Origin of the sequence: Janthinobacterium sp. 78 (genome assembly GCF_003096775.1) — a bacterium.
Lineage (GTDB): Bacteria > Pseudomonadota > Gammaproteobacteria > Burkholderiales > Burkholderiaceae_D > Janthinobacterium > Janthinobacterium tructae.
On sequence record NZ_QENT01000001.1, the window covers coordinates 3,123,495 to 3,145,621 of the forward strand.

The 22,127-nt window shown below is 63.8% G+C and carries 18 protein-coding genes; 15 read left to right on the forward strand and 3 right to left on the reverse strand.

Translation table 11 applies throughout. The annotated features are described in order from the left end of the window. Nucleotides 1–85: 85 nt before the first annotated feature. From C8C92_RS13795 to C8C92_RS13805, 3 genes are all read left to right on the forward strand, one after another. On the forward strand, nt 86–598 hold the full coding sequence (locus C8C92_RS13795) for a sigma-70 family RNA polymerase sigma factor (protein WP_116744248.1): 513 nt from the start codon (nt 86–88) through the stop codon (nt 596–598). Further along, entirely contained in the window at nt 571–1,572 is a 1,002-nt protein-coding gene (locus C8C92_RS13800; protein ID WP_243420205.1) for a FecR domain-containing protein, read from the forward strand. The genes C8C92_RS13795 and C8C92_RS13800 overlap by 28 nt, the downstream gene beginning before the upstream one ends. Before the next feature lie 85 nt (nt 1,573–1,657). Continuing rightward, nucleotides 1,658–4,120 (forward strand): TonB-dependent receptor, encoded by a 2,463-nt coding sequence (locus tag C8C92_RS13805; RefSeq protein ID WP_116744250.1) that lies wholly within the window; start codon nt 1,658–1,660, stop codon nt 4,118–4,120. A 4-nt stretch (nt 4,121–4,124) separates the two neighbouring features. Here C8C92_RS13805 and C8C92_RS13810 read toward each other — a convergent pair whose 3' ends face one another. Next, entirely contained in the window at nt 4,125–4,502 is a 378-nt protein-coding gene (locus tag C8C92_RS13810) for a SirB2 family protein (RefSeq protein ID WP_116744251.1), read from the reverse strand. 87 nt (nt 4,503–4,589) lie between these two features. Further along, nucleotides 4,590–5,036, reverse strand: a complete 447-nt coding sequence (locus C8C92_RS13815; RefSeq protein WP_099763999.1) for a GNAT family N-acetyltransferase — start codon at nt 5,034–5,036, stop codon at nt 4,590–4,592. Nucleotides 5,037–5,319: 283 nt separating this feature from the next. Between C8C92_RS13815 and C8C92_RS13820 the strand changes: the two genes are divergently transcribed. Genes C8C92_RS13820 through C8C92_RS13830 form a run of 3 tightly spaced genes read left to right on the forward strand, consistent with a single transcriptional unit; the run spans nt 5,320 to nt 8,695 of the window. Next, nucleotides 5,320–6,564 (forward strand): nitrate/nitrite transporter, encoded by a 1,245-nt coding sequence (locus C8C92_RS13820; protein ID WP_099763998.1) that lies wholly within the window; start codon nt 5,320–5,322, stop codon nt 6,562–6,564. Next, on the forward strand, nt 6,561–7,946 hold the full coding sequence (locus tag C8C92_RS13825) for a NarK family nitrate/nitrite MFS transporter (protein WP_099763997.1): 1,386 nt from the start codon (nt 6,561–6,563) through the stop codon (nt 7,944–7,946). The genes C8C92_RS13820 and C8C92_RS13825 overlap by 4 nt, the downstream gene beginning before the upstream one ends. 56 nt (nt 7,947–8,002) lie before the next feature. Further along, a complete protein-coding gene (locus C8C92_RS13830) occupies nt 8,003–8,695 on the forward strand; it encodes a carbonic anhydrase (protein WP_099763996.1) in 693 nt (230 codons plus the stop codon). Between the two features lie 129 nt (nt 8,696–8,824). On the opposite strand, the gene C8C92_RS13835 is transcribed toward C8C92_RS13830, so the two are convergent. Next, nucleotides 8,825–9,196, reverse strand: a complete 372-nt coding sequence (locus C8C92_RS13835) for a ribonucleotide reductase subunit alpha (protein ID WP_116744252.1) — start codon at nt 9,194–9,196, stop codon at nt 8,825–8,827. Between the two features lie 231 nt (nt 9,197–9,427). On the opposite strand from C8C92_RS13835, the gene C8C92_RS13840 reads away from it, so the two are divergent. From C8C92_RS13840 to C8C92_RS13880, 9 genes are all read left to right on the forward strand, one after another. Continuing rightward, complete coding sequence (locus C8C92_RS13840; RefSeq protein ID WP_116744253.1) at nt 9,428–13,126, forward strand: nitrate reductase subunit alpha; 3,699 nt, start codon at nt 9,428–9,430, stop codon at nt 13,124–13,126. Between the two features lies 1 nt (nt 13,127). Beyond that, on the forward strand, nt 13,128–14,678 hold the full coding sequence (gene narH / locus C8C92_RS13845; RefSeq protein WP_034781611.1) for a nitrate reductase subunit beta: 1,551 nt from the start codon (nt 13,128–13,130) through the stop codon (nt 14,676–14,678). Between the two features lie 9 nt (nt 14,679–14,687). Then, a complete protein-coding gene (narJ, locus tag C8C92_RS13850) occupies nt 14,688–15,344 on the forward strand; it encodes a nitrate reductase molybdenum cofactor assembly chaperone (RefSeq protein WP_243420206.1) in 657 nt (218 codons plus the stop codon). A gap of 34 nt (nt 15,345–15,378) precedes the next feature. Beyond that, on the forward strand, nt 15,379–16,065 hold the full coding sequence (gene narI / locus C8C92_RS13855) for a respiratory nitrate reductase subunit gamma (protein ID WP_116744255.1): 687 nt from the start codon (nt 15,379–15,381) through the stop codon (nt 16,063–16,065). Between the two features lie 25 nt (nt 16,066–16,090). Then, nucleotides 16,091–16,852 (forward strand): peptidylprolyl isomerase, encoded by a 762-nt coding sequence (locus C8C92_RS13860; RefSeq protein WP_116744256.1) that lies wholly within the window; start codon nt 16,091–16,093, stop codon nt 16,850–16,852. 88 nt (nt 16,853–16,940) lie between these two features. Beyond that, the gene (gene moaA, locus C8C92_RS13865; RefSeq protein ID WP_116744257.1) at nt 16,941–17,927 is read left to right on the forward strand and encodes a GTP 3',8-cyclase MoaA; all 987 of its coding nucleotides are present in this window, start codon (nt 16,941–16,943) and stop codon (nt 17,925–17,927) included. Nucleotides 17,928–18,089: 162 nt separating this feature from the next. Continuing rightward, nucleotides 18,090–19,991, forward strand: coding sequence for a type IV pili methyl-accepting chemotaxis transducer N-terminal domain-containing protein (locus tag C8C92_RS13870; RefSeq protein WP_116744258.1), 1,902 nt, complete (start codon nt 18,090–18,092; stop codon nt 19,989–19,991). A 24-nt stretch (nt 19,992–20,015) separates the two neighbouring features. Continuing rightward, complete coding sequence (locus C8C92_RS13875) at nt 20,016–20,678, forward strand: response regulator (protein WP_099763987.1); 663 nt, start codon at nt 20,016–20,018, stop codon at nt 20,676–20,678. Nucleotides 20,679–20,811: 133 nt separating this feature from the next. Next, nucleotides 20,812–22,035, forward strand: coding sequence for an NnrS family protein (locus C8C92_RS13880; RefSeq protein WP_116744259.1), 1,224 nt, complete (start codon nt 20,812–20,814; stop codon nt 22,033–22,035). The last annotated feature ends 92 nt before the right edge of the window (nt 22,036–22,127 follow it).

The following is a 22,127-nucleotide window of genomic DNA, read 5'->3' on the forward strand; positions in this document are numbered from 1 at the left end:
GTCCTCAGCCCGGCTGCTTGCGCCGCAGTACCGCCTGGATATAGAATGCGAATCATTATTATTTGCGAACCAGGGAGGTTGCGACGTGTCGGCTGCCCAACCCGGCGTCCACCAGGAGGTGGGTAGCCTGTATTACGAACACCATCGGTGGCTGCAAGGCTGGCTCAGGCACAAGTTGGGTAACGCCTTTGACGCGGCCGACGTGGCGCACGACACTTTCATGCGCCTGCTCAATCGCGACGAGGCCATCGCCGCGCGCGAGCCGCGGGCCTTCCTGACGACGGTGGCCAAGGGCGTGCTGGGCAATCTGTACCGCCGCCGCGACCTGGAAGCGGCGTACCTGGACACCCTGGCCAGCCTGCCGGCGCAGCATGCGCCCGATCCCGAAGCGCAGGCGATTTTGCTCGAAGCCCTGTTCGACATCGACTGCCGCCTCGATGGCCTGGCGCCGGCCGTGCGTCGCGCGTTTCTGCTGTCGCAGCTCGATGGCATGCCGCAGGCGGCCATCGCGCTGGAATTGAATATCTCGCTGGCCACCGTGCAGCGCTACCTGGTGAAAGCCATGCATCAGTGTTTCTTTTCTCCTCCGGCGCCGTGATGGGCGCCTCCAAGCCGGAAGCGGCCAGCCTGCAGGCGGTCGAATGGCTGGTGCGCCTGCAGGCCGGCGATGCCACGCTGGAAGTGGAGCAGGCCTGGCGCGCCTGGCGCGACAGCGACCCGGAACATGAGCAAGCCTGGCTGCACGTGGAAGGCTGCATGGCGCGCATGCGTTCCTTGCCCGCGCCGCTGGCGCATGGCACCCTGGCGCGCAAACCGATCCATGCGCAGGCCAATGCCGCGCGCCGGCAGTCGCTCAAGCTGCTGGCGCTGCTGGCCGTGGGCGGCGGTGCCTGGCTGGCGGGCGGCGATGAGCAGGCGCGCTTCTGGCTGGCCGATTACCGCACCGGCACGGGTGAATTGCGCCACATCGTGCTGGCAGACGGCACGCGCATCGCGCTCAATACGGCGTCCAGCATCGACGTGCGCTATGACGCGCGCCAGCGCCTGGTGACGTTGTTACAGGGCGAGATCATGGTCAGCACGGCGCGCGATCCGGCAGGTAGGCCTTTTATTGTGCAGACGGCCCAGGGCCGGTTGCAACCGGTGGGGACGCGCTTTGCCGTGCGCGCCGGTGGCGAAGTCACGCGCCTGGGCGTGTTCGCGGGCGCGGTCGACGTCATGCCAAGGCTGGCGCCCGGCGCCGTGCAAAGGCTGCACCCCGGCCAGCAAACGATGTTCACGGCGAAACGCATGGGGGCAATCGAGGCCTTGCCTGCCGGCGCGGATGCCTGGACGACGGGCATGCTGGTGGCGCACGATATGCCGCTGGCCGATTTTATCGGTGAACTGGCGCGCTATCGCCATGGTCGCCTGGCTTGCGATCCGGCCATCGCCCATCTGCGCGTGTCGGGCATCTACCCGCTGGCCGATACGGGGCAGGTGCTGGACATGCTGACGCGCACCTTGCCCGTCGACGTGCGCCAGAGCACGCGCTTCTGGGTGAGCGTGGTGCCGCGGCGGCAGCATCCATAATTATTTTCTGAAAAACTGAGGGGTTTTTGATTTTCGCGTGACATGGCAAGTGAACCCTTCATTCACTTTCAGGAAACCAGTCCGCATGCCCAGCACAACACCCATTTACGCTTCTTCCGCTTCCACCGTATGCCGCCGCAGTGTGGCGGCGCTGGCCGTCAGCCAGGCCCTGTGGCTGCTCGCCGCCGGCGGCGCCTCCATCCTGGCTCCTGCCGCGCAGGCCGCCAATGCGGCGCGCATGCCCATAGCGATACCTGCCGGCACCCTGGAACTGGTACTGGTGCGCTTCGGTCAGCAGACGGGCACCATGCTTTCTTACCAGGCCGCCGCCTTGGCGGGCAAGCGCAGCGCCGGCCTGACGGGCAGCTACAGCGTGCCTGAAGCGCTGGGCGCCATCGTCGCCGGCTCGGGCTTGCGTGCCGTGCCGCAGGCGAATGGCGGCTATGTGCTCGACGTGGCGCCCGCAGATGGCGGCCAGACCATGCCCGAGATGAAGGTCAGTGCCAGCTTTGATGCGAACGGCGCGACGGAAGGCAGCGGCGCCTATACGACGCAGACCATGCGCTCGGCCACGCGCCTGGGCTTGTCCGTGCGCGAGACGCCGCAAGCCGTCAGCGTGGTCACGCGCCAGCAGATGGATGACCAGAATCTGCAAACGGTGGAAGAGGTGCTGCAAAACGCGGCCGGCATCGCCATCAACCGCTATGACAGTGATCGTACCTCGTTTTTTGCACGCGGCTTTTCCATCGCCAGCTACCAGTACGACGGTATCCCCACCACGGTCGACAATGCCTACAACGTGGGCGACAGCACGCTGGACATGACGGCCTACGACAGGGTCGAGATCGTGCGCGGCGCCACCGGCCTGCTGACGGGCGCGGGCGAACCGTCGGCCACCATCAACCTGGTGCGCAAGCGCGCCTCGTCGACGCAGCTGGCCGGTGCGGCGTCCCTGAGCCTGGGTTCCTGGAACCATGCGCGCGCCAGCGCCGACCTGTCCACACCGTTGACTGCGGATGGCAAGGTGCGCGGCCGTGTCGTGGCCAGCTATCAGGACAGCGAATCGTATGTGGATCTGTACCACGGCAAGAAGGCCATGGCCTACGCCACCGTGGAAGCGGACCTGGCGCCCGGCAGCGTGCTGATCGCCGGCTATGAATACCAGGATAACCGCCCGCGCGGCGGCATGTATGGCGGCTTGCCGCTGTGGTATGCGGATGGAGAACGGGCCACCTTGTCCCGCTCGGCCACCACGGCCACCACCTGGAGCCGCTGGTTCAGCAGCAGCCAGACGGCTTTCTTGCGCCTGGAGCAAAGCCTGGGCAGCGGCTGGAATCTGACGGCCATGCTGAATCACGGCTGGGGCGATTATTCGGCGGCCGAGCTCTTCGCCAATACCTGGCCGGACAAGGCCACGGGGCAGGGCGTGACGGGTTACTCCGGCTTTTACTCGGGCACGCGGCGCCAGGACAGCGTCGACGCCTATGTCCAGGGGCCGCTGCAACTGCTGGGGCGCACGCACGACCTGGCGTTCGGTGTCTCGGGCAGCAAGCAGTTTTCCAGCAATCCGGGCATCGCCGGTGGCAGCGTCGACTACGGCAATTTCCATCAATGGCAGGGCGTGACGCCGGAACCGGACTGGAATAACCCGAATTTCTCGCGCTGGAAGCTGCTCGACACGGTGCAGCAGCGCGGCATCTATGGCACGGCGCGCTTTTCGCTGGCCGACCCCTTGAAACTGATCGTCGGCGCGCGCTACAGCCGCTACAAGGCCGATCACGTCGATGACTGGGGCGGCAGCTACGCCTATGCCAAGCATGCCGTCACGCCGTATGCGGGGCTGGTATGGGATATCGACGCGCGGCATGCGCTGTACACCAGCTACAGCAAGATCTTCAAGCCGCAGGGCTACCAGGACCGGTTTGGCCGCTACCTCGATCCCGTGCAGGGCAAGAATGTGGAAGCGGGCGTGAAGGGCGAGTATTTTGGCGGCAAACTCAATGCGGCACTGGCCGTGTTCCGCATCGCGCAGGATGGCCTGGCGCAGGAAGACACGGGCCATTTTGTCGGCAATTCGCTGACGCAGGCGTATTTCGCGGCCTCGGGCACCACCAGCAAGGGTGTGGAACTGGACGTCTCGGGTGAACTGGCCAAGGGCTGGAACGTATCGGCCAGCGTGTCGCACGCGGCGGCTGAGGACAACACGGGCGCGCGCCTGAACAGCTATGTGCCGCAGACCCTGGCGCGCGTGTTTTCCACGTATCAGCTGCGTGGCGACTGGCGCGCCTTGTCCGTGGGCGGCGGCGTGAACTGGCAGAGCGGCGCCTACCGCGATGCCACGGGGCCGAACGGTGTCGAACGCGTGGCGCAGGGCGGCTATGCCGTGGCCAGCCTGATGGCCAAATATGCGCTGTCGCGCCAGCTGTCGCTGCAGGCAAACGTCAACAACCTGTTCGACAAGCATTACTACAGCCAGCTTGGCATGTACAACCAGGCGTATTGGGGTGCGCCGCGCAATGCCAGCGTCACCCTGCGCTACATTTTCTGATGCATCAGAGCGGCCAGGCCTGTTTGGTGACGGCCACGGCGACGATGTAACCGAAGACCAGCACGGCGAGCGCGAAGGCGGCGCCGCGCACGGCCGGCGTCTTGCCGAGTTTCAGTGCGATGGTGCCCAGCACGATGTAGGCCACCAGCGCGCACAGCTTGGCGGCCAGCCAGGGCTGGCTGCCCGGCGACTGGCCGCTCCACACGGCCAGGGCGATGGCGCTGGCCAGCAGGGCCGTGTCGATCAGGTGCGGCAGGATTTTTACCCAGCGCTGCTGCAAGGCGGGCGAGGCGCGCAGCATCCAGGCGCCGCGCAAGAGGAAAAGACAGCCGCTGGCGGCGGCGCAAGCCATGTGGAAGTGCTTGAGGCTCAGATAATCCATGCGTGATGTGATGGGCGTTGATTGACGATGGCGCCAGCATAGCCGCCTTTGGCGTCCTGCGCCATACGCCGTCGGGAGGACGCGCAATCAGCGGCACCATTTCATGTACACCAGCTCCGGGTCGCCCTCGTCGAGATGGTCGATCTGGCCGCTGCGCACGAAGCCCGCGCTGGCGAACAGCCGTTGCGCGGCGCCGTTGGACTGGTTCGTCGAGGTGAACAGCTTCTCAGTCTGGCACGCGGCTTCGGCGGCGGCCAGCAGGCGCAAGCCCACGCCGCGCCGCTGCTGGCCGGGAGCGACCACCACCAGCGAGACGAAGCCGTAGCCGAAGAAGTCGTCGTGCGTGAGCACATAGCCAGCCACCTGCCCATTGCCGATGGCCACCTGGCAGTGCCCTTTGCCGACGGCGGCGCGCACGGCATCGCCACGCTCCGGGTGCGCCTGCGCATATTCGTCGCAGGCCAGCATGGCTGCCACGTCGCCATGCCCGGCCATACGGGTGACGATTTCATCTGCTTCCGTTCTGTTCTCCATGCCGCTCCCTGTTGTGCCGGTTCCGAGTGTGCCAAAAATACCTGCGTTTGTAAAACGCCCGCCATCCAGCCTAGGTTCGGGTACCTGTTTCTAGTCACTTTTGCCGATACGGCTATCCAGATTGCCTTTCCAGAATCACCCTGTGGCCGATAGTGCCTTTCGCCTCTGCCACGTAAGCTGGTCGGGACGGCTGGCCAGACGGCCAGTGCATTCATGGAGAAACATCGTGGCTACCCTAGATGGCACTAAGAACAACAGTAGTAACAAGGCAGTCGAACCCGGCATGCGGCGCAAGCAGTTTTCCGTGCTGGTCAGCAGTACCTTCGCGTTTACCATCTGCTTTGCAGTCTGGATGATGTTTGCCGTACTGGGCATCCCCATCAAGACCAGCCTGGGCTTGACTGAAACGCAATTCGGCCTGCTGGCCGCCATGCCCGTGCTGACGGGCTCTCTCGTGCGCGTGCCGCTGGGCATCTGGACCGACAAATACGGCGGACGCCGCGTCTTCTTTTGGCTGATGCTGGCCAGCGTGGTGCCGATCTACCTGATTTCCTACGCCACCGCCTACTGGCACTTCCTCGTGCTGGGCATGTTCGTGGGCCTGGCGGGCGGCTCGTTTTCCGTCGGCACGCCGTATGTGGCGCGCTGGTATGAAAAAGAGCGCCGCGGCCTGGCGATGGGCATCTTCGGCGCTGGTAACTCCGGTTCCGCGCTGACCAAGTTCGTCGCGCCGGGCATCGTCGCCGCCTTCGGCTGGCAAATGCTGCCGAAGGTGTATGCGGTGGCCATGCTGGCCACGGCCATCATCTTCTGGCTGTTTTCGTACACGGACAAATCGCACCTGGCGCCATCGGGCGAAAGTTTTTCGGCGCAGATGAAGGTGCTGAAAGACCCCCGCGTGTGGCGCTACTGCCAGTACTACTCGGTGGTGTTTGGCGGCTATGTGGCGCTGGCGCTGTGGATGACGAAGTACTACGTGGCCGAATACGGTTTTGATTTGAAGCACGCTGCGCTGCTGGCGGCCTGCTTCTCGCTGCCGGGCGGCGTGCTGCGTGCGTTTGGCGGCTGGATCTCGGACAAATACGGTGCGGCGAAAGTGACCTGGGCCGTGATGTGGGTGTGCTGGGTGTGCTTCTTCCTGCTGTCGTATCCGCAAACGCAGATGGTGATCGAGACCGTCACGGGGCCGCTGGCCATCCATATCGGCCTGTCGCCGCTGTGGTTCACCGCGCTGCTGTTTATCGTCGGCATCGCCATGGCCGTGGGCAAGGCGTCCGTCTTCAAGTTTATCGGCGATGATTTTTCCGACAACATCGGCGCCGTTTCGGGCGTGGTGGGCCTGGCCGGCGGTCTCGGTGGCTTCATCCTGCCCGTGATGTTCGGCGCCCTGGTGGACTTCACCGGCGTGCGTTCGAGCGCCTTCATGCTGTTGTACGGCACCGTCTGCGTTTCCCTCGTCTGGATGTATTTCTCGTTCAAGCCGCTGCGTGCGGCACCAACTACTCAACCTGCAGGAGTTAAAGCATGAGCCGCTATATGATCAATACCTGGGAGCCGGAAAGCCCCAGCTTCTGGCAAAACACGGGCAAGTCCACGGCCGCGCGCAATCTGTGGATCTCGATTCCCGCGCTGCTGCTGGCGTTCGCCGTGTGGATGGTGTGGAGCGTGGTGGTGGTCAACCTGCCCAACATCGGTTTCACCTACAGTAACAACCAGCTGTTCTGGCTGACGGCCTTGCCGGGCCTGTCCGGCGCCACCTTGCGCATCTTTTATTCGTTCATGGTGCCGATTTTCGGCGGCCGCCGTTGGACGGCCATTTCCACCGGCTCGCTGCTGATTCCCGCCATCGGCATCGGCCTGGCCGTGCAGGATGTGAATACGGGCTATCCGACCATGCTGATTCTGGCCCTGCTGTGCGGCTTCGGCGGCGGCAATTTCGCCTCGTCGATGGCCAACATCAGCTTTTTCTATCCGAAGGCGAGCAAGGGCTTCGCGCTGGGCATGAATGCGGGCCTGGGCAATCTGGGCGTGTCGGTGGTGCAGTTCGTCGTGCCGCTGGTGATCACGTTTGCCGTCTTCGGCGCCTGGGGCGGCGATTCGCTGACCTGGGTCAAGAATGGCGTGAGCAAGGACATGTGGCTGCAAAACGCGGGCTTCATCTGGGTGCCGTTCATCGCGCTGTCGACCTTGCTGGCCTGGTTCGGCATGAATGACCTGGCCTCGGCCAAGGCTTCGTTTTCCGAGCAGGCCGTGATCTTCAAGCGCAAGCACAACTGGCTCATGTGCTGGCTGTACACGGGCACCTTCGGCTCCTTCATCGGTTATTCGGCCGCGTTTCCCCTGCTAATCAAGATCCAGTTCCCCGATGTCAACCCGCTCGATTACGCTTTCCTCGGCCCTCTGGTCGGTGCGCTGGCGCGCGTGGCCGGCGGCGTGATTTCCGATAAACTGGGCGGCGCCCGCGTCACCCTGTGGTCCTTCCTGCTGATGATAGGCGCCGTGCTGGGCGTGCTGTACTTCATGCCGCAAGCCGGTGCAGGCGGTAGCTTCAGCGGCTTCTTCTGGATGTTCATGCTGCTGTTCGCCGGCACGGGCATCGGCAATGCGTCGACCTTCCGCATGATCCCCGTGATCTTCTTGACGGAGCACCAGCGCGCGGCCGCCGGCAAGGGCAAGGCGGCGCAGGAGCAAGCCATCGTCGACGCCAACAAGGAAGGCGCGGCAGTCCTGGGCTTCACGTCGGCCGTGGCGGCCTACGGCGCCTTCTTCATCCCGAAAAGCTATGGCACCTCGATTGCGCTGACGGGCAGCCCCGACGCGGCCCTGTGGTGCTTCATCGGCTTTTATGTCAGCTGCATCGCGATCACCTGGTGGTGCTATGCGCGCAAGAATGCGCCGATGCCTTGCTAAAGTTGGAATGTCTGGCAAGTCGTTCTTGCCAGACGTTGAAGAAATGAGAGTATGTCATGGAAGAACTGGAAAAATTCGTCAACGGCTTCAGCCTGTTTCAGCAGCAGTACTTCAGCGAGCCGCAGACCTTGTACGACAGCCTGCGCGACGGGCAGCGTCCCACGACCTTGCTGATCGGCTGCTGCGATTCGCGCGTCGACCCCATGCTGCTGACGGGCAGCGACCCGGGTGACATGTTCGTGGTGCGCAATATCGCCAACCTGGTGCCGCCGTGTACCCCGGACGCGCCGCCCGGCGTCAGCTCGGCCATCGAGTTCGCCGTCTGCAAGCTCGAAGTGGCCAGGGTCATCGTGCTCGGTCATGCGCGCTGCGGCGGCATCCGCGCGCTGCTGGAACCGCAGCCGCGCGCGGAAGGGCAGGAAACGGACTTCGTGGGACAGTGGATGCGCATCGCCGAACCGGTGGCGCAGCGCGTGCGGCGCGAGCTGGCGCACCGCTCGTCGGAAGAACAGCACCATGCGTGCGAGCTGGCCAGCATATTGCAGTCGCTGGACAACCTGCTGACCTATCCCTGGCTGAAGCGCCGGGTGGAGCAGGGAGTGTTGAAATTGCATGGCTGGTATTTCGACATCGACAGCGGCGCCCTGATGGCGTATTCGGCGCGCCAGCAGCAGTTTTTGCCGCTCGTCTGCCCAATTGAACGGGCGCGCCATTTGCATGAGCGCCCGTGGCCGGATGCGGGCAGGTAATCCGAAACGTGCCGCCAACAATGTGTCGGATTACGCTACGCTAATCCGACCTACGTCGCTGTTGCCTCATCAGGTAGGTCGGATTAGGCGGGGCCGCCGAGGCCGCAGGCCGTAATCCGACAAGTTCCCTCAGCTAAAACGTAACAAATCCCCGCTGCGGTCAAACGCCAACAGGCCGTCGATGCGGCCTTGCTCGATGGCCGTCACCATGGCGCGCAGCGGCGCTTCGCATTCCTGCGCGGCGGGCGGCTGGCCGTCCTGGCCCGCCAGTCCCGCCACGAAGACCACGTCCCAGTGCGTCTGCATCTGTTTCGACTCCTCCATCAATGTCTCGAAGCTGCCCAGTTCATCGGGCAGCTTGTCGGCGCACATCACGGGCGTGAGGGACTTGCCCTGGCCGCCAGGCTGGGCTTGTGCCTGGGTAAAGGTGAACAGCAGGCGTTGCGGCTGCTCCTGGTCGTGGGCGCTGCGCAGCAGGCTGGCGTAATCGGTAATCGGCATGGTGCTCTTTCTCTGTGTTGAACGATGACGACAGGTATACCGCAGCACGCTCGCCGCGCCCATAGGCAATAGTGACTACCCATCTATGCATTCCTGGTGCGCGAAACCGACTTCTTGCCAATACCGCCGGGCAGGGCACATCGATAGACTGTTTGTATCGACGCTTGAGCCATCCTGCTTGCAGCGTTTTTATGACCTGGCGCCGCTCCTGCGGCGCAATGTGGAGGTAGCATGAGTCACTTTCTGGACCGTCTTAAATTTTTTAGCAAGCCTGCCGAGCCGTTCTCGAACGGCCATGGCACCGTGGTCGATGAAGACCGCACCTGGGAAAACGCCTATCGCCAGCGCTGGCAGCACGACAAGATCGTGCGCTCCACGCATGGCGTGAACTGCACCGGCTCTTGCAGCTGGAAGGTGTATGTCAAGAATGGCCTGATCACCTGGGAAACCCAGCAAACCGATTACCCGCGCACGCGGCCCGACCTGCCCAACCACGAGCCGCGCGGCTGCCCGCGCGGCGCCAGCTATTCCTGGTACGTGTATTCGGCCCAGCGCGTGAAATATCCGATGGTGCGCGGCCGCCTGATGGAAATGTGGCGCGAAGCGCGCAAGACCATGGACCCCGTCACCGCCTGGGACTGGATCAGCCAGGACCCCGTGCGCTCGCAGCAGTACAAATCCATCCGCGGCCTGGGCGGCTTCGTGCGCGCCACGTGGGACGAATCGAATGAAATCATCGCCGCCGCGAATGCGCTGACGATCAAGAAATACGGTCCGGACCGCATCGTCGGCTTCTCGCCGATTCCCGCCATGTCCATGGTCAGCTATGCCTCCGGCACGCGCTACCTGTCGCTGATTGGCGGCGTGGCCCTGAGCTTTTATGACTGGTACTGCGACTTGCCGCCGGCCAGCCCGCAAGTGTGGGGCGAACAGACGGACGTGCCGGAATCGGCCGACTGGTACAACTCGACCTATCTGATGGTGTGGGGCTCGAACGTGCCGATGACGCGCACGCCGGACGCCCACTTCTACACGGAAGTGCGCTACAAGGGCACGAAAACCGTGGCCATCTCGCCCGATTACGGCGAAATGGTGAAGTTCGGCGACATCTGGCTGGCGCCGAAGCAGGGCACCGATGCCGCGCTGGCACTGGCCATGGGCCACGTCATCCTGAAGGAATTCCACTCGGAAGGCCAGTCCGACTATTTCCGCGAATATGCGCGCCAGTACACGGACTTCCCCATGCTGGTGCTGCTCAAGGAGCATAACGGCACCCTGGTGCCCGATTACTTCTTGCGCGCTTCGCACCTGGACAACAACCTCGACGAAACGAATAACCCGGAATGGAAAACCCTGGTCATCGACGAAACCACGGGTGCGATTACCGCGCCGGCCGGCTCGATCGGCTTCCGCTGGGGTGAGTCGGGCAAGTGGAACCTGGAACAGAAGGCCGGCGGCAGCGGCGTGCCCATCGTGCCGATGCTGTCCATGATCAACGATAGCGACGCCGTCACGGAAGTGGGTTTTGCCTACTTCGGCGGCAAGGATGCGTCCGACATGCTGCTGCGCAAGGTGCCGGTGAAAACCATCCGTCTGGCCGACGGCAGCACCGCGTTGGTCACCACCGTGTTCGACCTGACCCTGGCCAATTACGGCATCGACCGTGGCCTCGGTGGCGAAAACGTGGCGGAAAGCTATGACGACGACGTGCCGTACACCCCCGCGTGGCAGGAAAAGCACACGGGCGTGAAGCGCGCCGACGTCATCACCGTGGCGCGCCAGTTCGCGCAAAACGCGGACCAGACACGCGGCAAGAGCATGGTCATCGTGGGCGCCGGCCTGAATCACTGGTACCACATGGACATGACGTATCGCGGCATCATCAACATGCTGATGATGTGCGGCTGTATCGGTCAGTCCGGTGGCGGCTGGGCCCATTACGTGGGCCAGGAAAAACTGCGTCCGCAAACGGGCTGGACGCCTTTGGCCTTCGCCCAGGACTGGGTACGGCCGATGCGTCAGATGAACGGCACCTCGTTCTTCTATGCGCATACCAGCCAATGGCGCCACGAAAAGCTGGAAACGGGCGACATCGCCTCGCCATCGGCGGCCGGCGGTACGGGCGACCTGACCCTGCTCGACTACAACGCCAAGGCTGAACGCATGGGCTGGCTGCCATCGGCGCCGCAGCTGCAAACCAATCCGCTGGAAGTGGCCAAGGCCGCCAAGGCGGCGGGGCAGGCACCGGCCGCATATGCGCTCGACCAGATCAAGGCCGGCCAGCTGCAGTTTTCGTGCGACGACCCGGACAATCCGGCCAACTTCCCGCGCAATATGTTTGTCTGGCGCTCGAACATCCTGGGCAGCTCGGGCAAGGGCCACGAATACTTCCTGAAATACCTGCTGGGCACGCAGAATGGCTTGCTCAGCGACGAAGATGACTGCATCACGCCGAAACAGGTGAAAGTGCGTCCCGCCGCCGAAGGCAAGCTCGATCTGCTGGTGGTGCTGGACTTCCGCATGTCGACCACGTGTCTGTATGGCGACGTGGTGCTGCCGACGGCCACCTGGTATGAAAAAGACGATCTGAACACCTCGGACATGCACCCGTTCATCCACCCGCTGTCGGAAGCCGTGCAACCGCTGTGGCAATCGAAGTCGGATTGGGAGATCTACAAGGGGCTGGCCGAAAAATTCTCGGAAATCGGCGGCGAGCTGCTGGGCACCCAGCAAGACATCATCCTCACGCCGCTGATGCACGATACGCCCGGTGAACTGGGTCAGCCTTTCGATCCGAAGGACTGGCGCGCCGGCGAATGCGACGCCATTCCAGGCAAGACCATGCCGAACATGACGGTGGTCGAGCGCAATTACCGCGACGTGTACAAGAAGTTCACCTCGATCGGGCCGCTGCTGGAAAGCATCGGCAATGGCGGCAAGGGCATTTCCTGGAAAACGGGCCATGAAGTCGAGATCCTGCGCGGCATCAATCGCACGGTGCTCGATGAAGGCGTGTCGAAGGGCCAGCCGCGTCTCGATACGGCCATCGACGCGGCGGAAATGATCCTGACGCTGGCGCCGGAAACGAATGGCCACGTGGCCGTCAAGGCCTGGGCCGCGCTGTCGTCCATCACGGGACGCGAGCACACGCATCTGGCCAAGCCGCGCGAGCATGACAGCATCCGCTTCCGCGATGTGCAGGCGCAGCCGCGCAAGATCATTTCCTCGCCCACCTGGTCGGGTCTGGAAAGCGAAGAAGTCAGCTACACGGCCGGCTACACGAATGTGCATGAAATGATCCCTTGGCGCACCTTGACGGGCCGCCAGCAGTTTTACCAGGATCACCTGTGGATGCGCGATTTCGGCGAAGGCCTGTGCGTGTACAAGCCGGCGATCAACACCAAGACGACGGAAGCGCTGCTGGGCACCAGGCCGAACGGCAACAAGGAACTGGCGCTGAACTTCCTGACGCCGCACCAGAAGTGGGGCATCCACTCCACGTATTCGGACAACCTGCGCATGCTGACCCTGTCGCGCGGCGGACCGCACGTGTGGCTGTCGGAGACCGACGCGAAGACGGCCGGCATCGTCGACAACGACTGGATTGAAGTCTTCAACGTGAACGGCAGCCTGACGGCGCGTGCCGTCGTCAGCCAGCGCATCCCGGCCGGCATGACGATGATGTACCACGCGCAGGAAAAGATCATCAACGTGCCTGGCGCGGAGATGACGGGCAAGCGGGGCGGCATCCATAACTCGGTGACGCGCGCCGTGCCCAAGCCGACGCACATGATCGGCGGCTACGCGCAGCTGGCGTACGGCTTCAATTACTACGGCACGGTGGGCTCCAACCGCGATGAATTCGTATTGGTGCGCAAGATGAACAAGGTTGACTGGCTCGAAGGCCCGTTGCAGGAAGAAGGAGCATAGTATGAAAATCAGAGCGCAAATCGGCATGGTGCTGAACCTGGACAAGTGCATCGGCTGCCACACCTGTTCCGTCACCTGCAAGAACGTGTGGACCAGCCGCGACGGCGTCGAGTACGCATGGTTCAACAACGTTGAAACCAAACCAGGCATCGGCTATCCGAAGCAGTGGGAAAACCAGGACAAGTGGAACGGCGGCTGGCGCCGCACGGACGCTGGCAAGATCGAGCCGCGCCAGGGCAGCCGTTTGAAAATCCTGGCCAATATCTTCGCCAACCCGAACCTGCCCGCGATTGACGAGTACTACGAGCCGTTCACCTACGACTACGAGCACCTGCAAAGCGCGCCGCTGTCGCAGACGCCGCCGACGGCCCGTCCGATCTCCGTGCTGACGGGGAAGAAGATGGAAAAAATCGAGTGGGGTCCGAACTGGGAAGATGACCTGGGCGGCGAGTTTGCTCAGCGCAGCAAGGATAAACTGTTCGACAACATGCAGAAGGAGATGTACGGCACGTTCGAAAACACCTTCATGATGTATCTGCCGCGCCTGTGCGAGCATTGCCTCAATCCGACGTGCGTGGCGTCTTGCCCGTCCGGCTCCGTGTACAAGCGCGAAGACGACGGCATCGTGCTGATCGACCAGGACAAATGCCGCGGCTGGCGCATGTGCATCTCCGGTTGCCCGTACAAGAAGATTTACTACAATTGGTCGTCCGGCAAGGCCGAGAAGTGCACCTTCTGCTTCCCGCGCATCGAGGCTGGTCAGCCTACCGTGTGCTCGGAAACGTGCGTGGGCCGCATCCGCTACCTGGGCGTGCTGCTGTATGACGCCGACAAGATCGAGGCAGCGGCCTCCGTGCCGCAAGAGCAGGATCTGTACCAGGCGCAGCTCGATCTGTTCCTCGATCCGCACGACCCGGCCATCATCGCCGAGGCGCGCCGCCAGGGCATTCCTGATCTTTGGCTGGAAGCGGCCGTCAAGTCGCCCGTCTACAAGATGGCCGTCGAGTGGAAAGTGGCGTTCCCGCTGCATCCCGAATACCGCACCTTGCCGATGGTGTGGTACGTGCCACCGCTGTCGCCGATCCAGGCGGCCGCCGAATCGGGCAAGCTGGGCGTGAACGGCATGCTGCCGGATACGCAAAGCCTGCGCATTCCCGTGCAGTACCTGGCCAATTTGCTGACGGCCGGCGACCAGCCGCCCATCGTCACGGCGCTGGACCGCATGCTGGCCATGCGTGCCTACATGCGCAGCAAAACGGTCGAGAAGGTGGAGAACCTGACCGTATTGAAGCAAGTGGGTCTGACCAAGGCGCAGGTGGAGGACATGTACCACATCATGGCGATTGCCAATTACGAAGACCGCTTCGTCATCCCCAGCAGCCACAAGGAAATGGCCGAGGACAGCTTCAACGAGAAGGGTTCGTGCGGCTTCAGTTTCGGCAATGGCTGCTCGGACGGCACCAGCGAACCGACCTTGTTCGGCAAGAAAAAACACGGTTCGGCCATCTTCATGCAGATGCCGAAGTCGCGCAAAACGGCGCCTGGCGCTTAAGGAACCGATATGACACACGCTATGAATCAGTATCAAATCCTCTCGCGCCTGCTGCTGTATCCCGAGCCCGAGCTGATCGCGCATCTGCCCGAGCTCGATGCGGCGCTGGCGGCCATGCCGGAGCAGCACGCGCTGTTGCTACCCTTGCTGGCGCACCTGGAAAGCAGCAGCCTGATCGACCTGCAGCAGCAGTACGTGGCCACGTTCGACCGCAATCCGTCGCACTCGCTGCACCTGTTCGAACATATCCACGGCGAATCGCGCGACCGGGGCCAGGCCATGGTTGACCTGATGGAGGAATACAAGCGCCATGGCTTGCAGATGACGGGCGACGATTTACCCGACTTCGTGCCCCTGTTCCTGGAATTTTTGGCGCAGCTCGACGAGGCCGCATCGGCGCCGCTGCTGGGCGACGCCGTCCACGTACTGGCGCATATCGGCCGCAAGCTGACGGCCAACGGCAGTCCGTATGCGCCCGTCTTCACGGTGCTCGAACGCCTGAGCCCCGTGGCGGCCGAAATGCTGGCCGAGCCGCCCATCCGCGACATGGATGAAGCGCTGGAAACCTTCGGTCCCGGTGCGGATGGCGTCGAGCCCTTGCTGCGTCAAGCCCCGGGCGGCGTCCATCCCGTGCATTTTCACCCGCAGCCGCGGCGCGCCGCTTAATTGGCCGCTTGCGCCCGCATGAGGAGAGTACATCATGAGTAATTACTTGCATCAATTTGTGTATGGCATTTATCCATACATCGCGCTGGCGATCTTTTTCCTCGGCAGCCTGATCCGTTTCGACCGCGAGCAATACACGTGGAAGTCCGATTCCAGCCAGCTGCTGCACCGTGGCAGCCTGCGCCTGGGCAATATCCTGTTCCACATCGGCATCATCGGCCTGCTGTTCGGCCATGCGGCCGGCTTGCTCACGCCCGTCTGGGTGTGGGATACGCTGGGCGTGACGCACAGCCTGAAACAGGGCGTGGCCATGGCCGCTGGCGGCATCATGGGCGGCCTGTGCCTTGCCGGCCTGCTGATCCTGCTGGTGCGCCGCTTTTCCAATGACCGGCTGCGCGCCGTCACCACGGCCGGCGACAAGCTGGTGATGCTGTGGATTTTGCTGACCTTGCTGCTGGGCCTGTCGTCGATCTTTGTCTCGGCGTCGCACATGGATGGCCACATGATGGTCTTGCTGATGAACTGGGCACAGCACATCGTCACCTTCCGCGGCGACGCGGCCGGCTTCATCGTCGATGCGCCGCTGGTGTTCAAGCTGCATCTGTTCATGGGCATGTCGCTGTTCGTCATCTTCCCGTTCACCCGCCTGGTGCACGTGTGGAGCGGCTTTGGCGCAGTCGCATATCTGGGACGCACCTGGCAACTGGTGCGCCGCCGCTAAGGCGGTCATTGAAAGGAGAATCATCATGGGAATTTCCGTCAATGGCATCGATATCGACGATGCCGACATCGCGCAGGAACTGCCGCACCACCAGCAGGCGGGCAATCCGCTGAAGCAGGCCGTGCATGAACTGGTGCTGCGCCGCCTGCTGCTGGACGAGGCTCAGCGCCTGGGCTTGCAGGCTGATAGCGACGATGCCCTGGTCGAAGCGCTGTTCGAGCAGGAAGTGCGCGTGCCGCCGGCCGACGATGCGGCTTGCCGCACCTTTTATGCGCAGCGCCCGCAGCTGTTTCGCAGCGGCGCGCTGGTCGAGGCGCGCCACATCCTGTTCCAGGTGACGCCCGAGGCGCCTTTGGAGTTGCTGCGCACGACGGCGCAAGCCGTGCTCGACGCCCTCAAACTGGCGCCCGAGCGCTTCGCCGAACTGGCGGCGCAGTATTCGAACTGTCCGTCGGGCGCGCTGGGCGGCAATCTGGGCCAGCTGTCGCCGGGCCAGAGCGTGCCGGAATTCGACGCGCTGCTGTTCCGCCTCGAGGCGGGCGCGCTGGCCGGCCACTTGCTGGAAACGCGCTTTGGCTACCACATCGTGCAAGTGCTGCGCCGGGTCGAAGGCCAGGCCATCGCCTACGAGGCGGTGCAGGCGCAGATCGCCGACCGCCTGGCGCGCGCCGCCTGGCAGCGCGCCGTGCACCAGTATCTGCACTTGCTGGTGGGGCGCGCCGACATCGCCGGCATTGAACTGGAAGGTGCCAGCGCCGAAGGCACAGCCAGTCCATTGGTGCAATAGCCCGAAAGGCGTAGGCCGCTAGGCCTTCTGGGGCACAGCCAGATCGTGCCCCAGCCTTTACAATCACGGAAGAATCAGGAGTAGCGTCATGGGTAGCGTCAAGTTGCAGGACCGTTTTGGCCGTTCGATCGATTATGTGCGGCTGTCCGTCACCGACCGCTGCGATTTGCGCTGCAGTTATTGCATGCCCAAGGGCTTTCGCGGTTTCGAGGAGCCGAAGGCCTGGCTGACGTTCGACGAGATCGAACGCTTGCTGGGCATCTTCGTTCGCCTCGGCACGCGCCGCGTGCGCCTGACGGGCGGCGAGCCGCTGTTGCGGCGCAATCTGCCCGAGCTGGCGCAGCGGCTGACCGCATTGCCCGGTTTGGACGATTTGTCGCTGTCGACCAACGCCACCCAGTTGGGCAAGCACGCCGTGGCCTTGCGCGCGGCGGGCGTGGACCGCATCAACGTCAGCCTGGACTCGCTGGACCGCGCCTGCATGCAGCAGATCACGGGACGCGACAGCCTGCAGCCTATTCTGGATGGCCTGATGGCGGGCAAGGCGGCCGGTTTCGACCCGATCAAGATCAATATGGTGGCCATGCGCGGCGTCAATGATGGCCAGATCGAGGCCATGGCGGCGTTTTGCATCGAGCAGCAGTTCATCCTGCGCCTGATCGAAGCCATGCCGATGGGTAGTACGGGCCGCAATGCCAGCTACATGCCGCTGGGCCCCGTGCGCGAGCGCCTGGCGGCCCGCTTTGGCCTGGTGCCGCAGGCGCAAGAACTCGGTGGCGGGCCGGCACGCTATATGGCGACAGCCGATGGCCGTTCGAGCATCGGCTTCATCACGCCGATGTCGCAGCATTTTTGCGCCACCTGCAACCGCGTGCGCCTGTCCGTCGATGGTACCCTGTACCTGTGCCTGGGGCAGGAAGAGAAATTCGCCCTTGGCCCCATGCTGCGCGGCGGGGCCACCGATGCGGAAATTGAAGCGGCGATCCGCGCCGCCATCGAACTCAAGCCGCAGCAGCATGATTTCAATACGCAGCCCGATAAAATTATCCGGTTCATGGCACAGACGGGCGGCTAGGATGGACACCTGGCCAAACCTACTGCGCGTCGCGCTTTGCGGCCGGCGATGCTCACCGTACTAGAGTACGGTTGCGCTTCTCGGCCACAAATCACTGCCGCTCGCTACGGTTTTGCCAGGTGTCGTGGCGCTCGGGGTGCGCTTGTTAAAGCAAAAGGAACTATGAAATTCAAGGCGATGTTTTCCTCCTGGCAGAAGCTGTCGACCAAGATCGTCGGCGCGCTGCTGCTCATGCTGGTACTGGCCCTGAGTGCCATCGGCTGCACCCTGTTCCTGTCGTGGCAGCTCGAAGGCAGTTCGGCCGCCATCAATGAAACGGGGCGATTGCGCATGCAGACCTACCGTTTGACCCTGCTGCTGGCCAGCGATGCCGGCGAGCAGGCACGCCAGCAGGTGCTGCTGATCGACGAGACCCTGGCCAAGATCGGCCACGGCGACCCGCAGCGCCCCTTGTTCCTGCCGCCCAGCACTGCCATCAAGTCGGAATTCGAGCGTATCGGCGCCGCCTGGCGCGGCGCCTTGCGTCCGGCCGCGCTGGCCGCCGATTCCACCACGCGCGCGCGCCAGTTCGAGCATGACGCCGATACCTTCGTGGGACAGGTCGATCAATTGGTGCGCCTGATCGAGCACGATAGCGAGCAGCGCACCTTCTGGCTGCGCGCCTCGCAGCTGATCCTGGTCGGCATGGCCGTCATCGGCACGGTCAGCATGATTTACCTGATGTTCATGCTCATCATCGAGCCTGTCACGCGGCTGCGCCTGGGCATGCAGCGCATGAAGGAGCGCGATTTCAGCGTGCGCCTGGCCGTCGAAAGCAATGACGAATTCGGCCAGCTGGCCAGTGGCTTCAACCAGATGGCCGACCGCCTGCAGGCGCTGTACGGCAACCTGGAAGAGGGCGTGCGCAGCAAGACGGCCACCCTCGAGTACCGCAACCGCGAACTGGCGCTGCTGTACGAAAGCGCCGCTTTCCTGCAGCGCCCGCAGCCGCTGGAAGACATTTGCGGCGGCTTCATGCAGCGCATCGTCGACTATTTCGAGGCCGACGGCTCCACCGTGCGCGTGCTCGATGCGGAGCGGGGCAACCTGCACATGGTGGTACATACGGGCCTGTCCGAGGAACTGGTGGCGTCGGAACACTGCCTGAAAGTGGGCGACTGCCTGTGCGGCACGGCCGTCGAGATGAAGGTGGCGAAGGTGCACGACATGCGCCGCATCGACAAGGCGCACGAGCTGCGCTGCCACCGCGAGGGCTTTGCCACCGTCTCCGTCTTCCACATCCATGCGCACGAACAGCACCTGGGCTTTTTCAACCTGCATTTCCGCCATGCGCGTGTGTTTTCCGCGCGCGAGCTGGCGCTGCTGGAAACCCTGGGCCAGCTGCTGGGCATCGCGCTGGAAAACCTGCGCCTGGCCGCGCGCGAGCGCGAGATGGCCATTTCCGAGGAGCGCAACCTGGTGGCACAGGGCCTGCACGACAGCATCGCGCAAAGCCTCAATTTCCTCAACCTGCAGGTGCAGATGCTGGACGACTCCGTGCGCAATGCCCGTTTCGATGAAGTGGCGGGCATCGTGCCGGCCCTGCATGCGGGCGTGAAGGAAAGCTACGAGGACGTGCGCGAACTGCTGGCCAACTTCCGCAGCCGCCTGATGGAGGACGACCTGATCGGCTCCCTGCGCGCGGCAATCGAGAAATTCCGCCGCCAGACGGGCATCGAGGCCGAGCTGCTGGCCGATGTCGACGGCGCGCCATTCCCCCGCGAGCAGCAATTGCAGTTACTATTCATCGTGCAGGAAGCGCTGTCGAACATCCGCAAGCATGCCCAGGCCAGCCACGTCGAGGTGCGTCTCGCCGATCATCAGGACTTTACGCTGACGATCAGCGATAATGGCGTCGGCTTCGATGCTGCCGCCGTGCTGGAAAAGGGCGACAGCCATGTCGGCATCCATATCATGCGCGAGCGCGCGCAGCGCATCGAGGCGACGTTCGACGTGCACGCCTGTCCCGGTGGCGGCACGACCGTCGAACTGCACCTGTCGCGCGAGCAGCGCCGCGCCGCCTAAGCCACTATCTGAAAGTACAAAAAAATGGAGACTCCCGATAAACCGATCACCGTCATGCTGGTGGACGACCACGCGCTGTTCCGCAGCGGCATACGCTCGCTGCTGCAGCGGCATGCCGATTTTTCCGTGGTGGGCGAGGCGGCCGATGGCGTCGAAGGCATCAAGCGCGCCATCCAGCTGCAGCCCGACGTGGTACTGCTGGACCTGAACATGGCCGGCATGTCGGGCGTGGAAGCGCTGCAGCTGATGCAGCACGACTGTCCCGACACGGCCATCGTCATGCTCACCGTTTCCGAGGACGCCGAGGATCTGGCGACGGCCCTGCGCGCGGGCGCCTGCGGTTATCTGATCAAGAATATCGATGCCGACTACCTGGTGCGCGCCATCCGCCGCGCGGCCGCCGGCGAAGTCGTCATCGCGGAAGCGATGACGGGCAAGCTGGTGGCGCAGCTGCAGGCGGGCACGCGGCGCGAGGAACCCGTGTCGGAACTCGACAAGCTCACGCCGCGCGAAAAGGAAATCATCGACTGCCTGTCGCGCGGCGAAAGCAACAAGGGCATCGCCCGCACCCTCGACCTGGCCGAAAGCACGGTCAAGATCCACGTGCAGAACGTGCTGAAAAAACTCAACCTCACCAGCCGCGTGCAGGCGGCCGTGTATGCGGTCGAGCACCGCCAGGGCAAGTAGCCCGAGTCGGGGTCTGACCCGCCGGGTCAGACCCCATGGTGACTTGTCGCTATCTCTCTAGTCCTTTTTGCCGATGGCTGTTCTTGCGCTTTTAAAGTAGTATATTGAATATATCTTTAAAAGCGAGCCCATCATGGCCATTACCCCGATCAGCGAACCTTCCCCACCTTCCACGACGGCAGGCGCCGCGCCCTGGCATGCCCGCCATGCCGTCTGGCAGCTGGGTTTCCGCCCGTTTTATCTGCTGGCGGCCGTGTTTGCGGCCATCAGCATTCCCCTGTGGCTGGCCAGTTATGCCGGCTTGCTGACGGGCGGCCTGCAGGTGGGGCTGGGCTGGCATATGCATGAAATGGTGTTCGGCTTCGCGCTGGCCGTCGTCGTGGGGTTTTTGTATACGGCGGGGCGCAACTGGACGGGCTTGCCCACGCCGCACGGTGCCCCGCTGATGGCGCTGGCGGCGCTGTGGCTGGCGGGGCGCATCGCCATGCTGTGCGGTCCCGGGCTGGTGCCGGCGCTGGTCGAGTGGCTGTTCCTGCCGCTGGCCGCCTGGCCCCTGTACCAGGTGCTGCGCCGTTCCGGCAATACGCGCAACCTGTTCCTGGTCGCTCTGCTGGCCTTGCTGGCGCTGGCCAATGGCCTGTTCCACGCGGCCGTGCTGGGCTGGCTGACGTTATCCCTATTCGTGCCCGTGCAGGCGGCCATCTTCATCATCGTGCTGATCGAATCGGTGATCGGCGCGCGCGTCATTCCCATGTTTACGCGCAATGGCGCACCCGATATCAATCCCAATCGCACGCCGGTGGCCAGCCCGCAGCGGGCGCTGGTCGCCGTGGCCTGCATGGCGGCCGCCGCCATCGCTTGGCTGGCAGGCGCGCCAGCCTGGCTGACGGCGCCGCTGGCGTTCTGCGCTGCCGGCGTCTCGCTGGCCAATCTGCTGGCCTGGCAGCCGCAGCGCACGCTGAGCGTGCCCTTGCTGTGGATCTTGCACCTGTCGTATGCGTGGATAGGCGTCGGTTTTGCGCTGCTGGCGGCCGCCAGCCTGGGCCTGCTGCCGGCCAGCGCCGCATTTCACGCGCTGACGGTGGGCTCGATGGCGGGCCTGATCATCGGCATGATGACGCGCACCACCCTGGGCCATACGGGCCGTCCGCTGAAGGGAGGCCGGGCGGAAGCGGCGATGTACTGGCTGATCCAGCTGGGCGCGCTGGCGCGGCTGCTGGCTGCCGTCGGTCCCGCAGCGCTGGCCATGCCGCTGCTGCTCGCTGCCGGCGCCTGCTGGTCGCTGGCCTTTGGCTTGTACGCGTGCGTGTATGCGCCCTATCTGTGGCGCGTCAGGGTGGATGGGCGCGAAGGCTAAGCTGTCAGAAAATGCGCCAGACCAGCAGTTTTTTGAGTTCCGGCGTCCAGTAGGACAGCGATTCGCCCACGACGAATAGCAGCAGGGCCAGC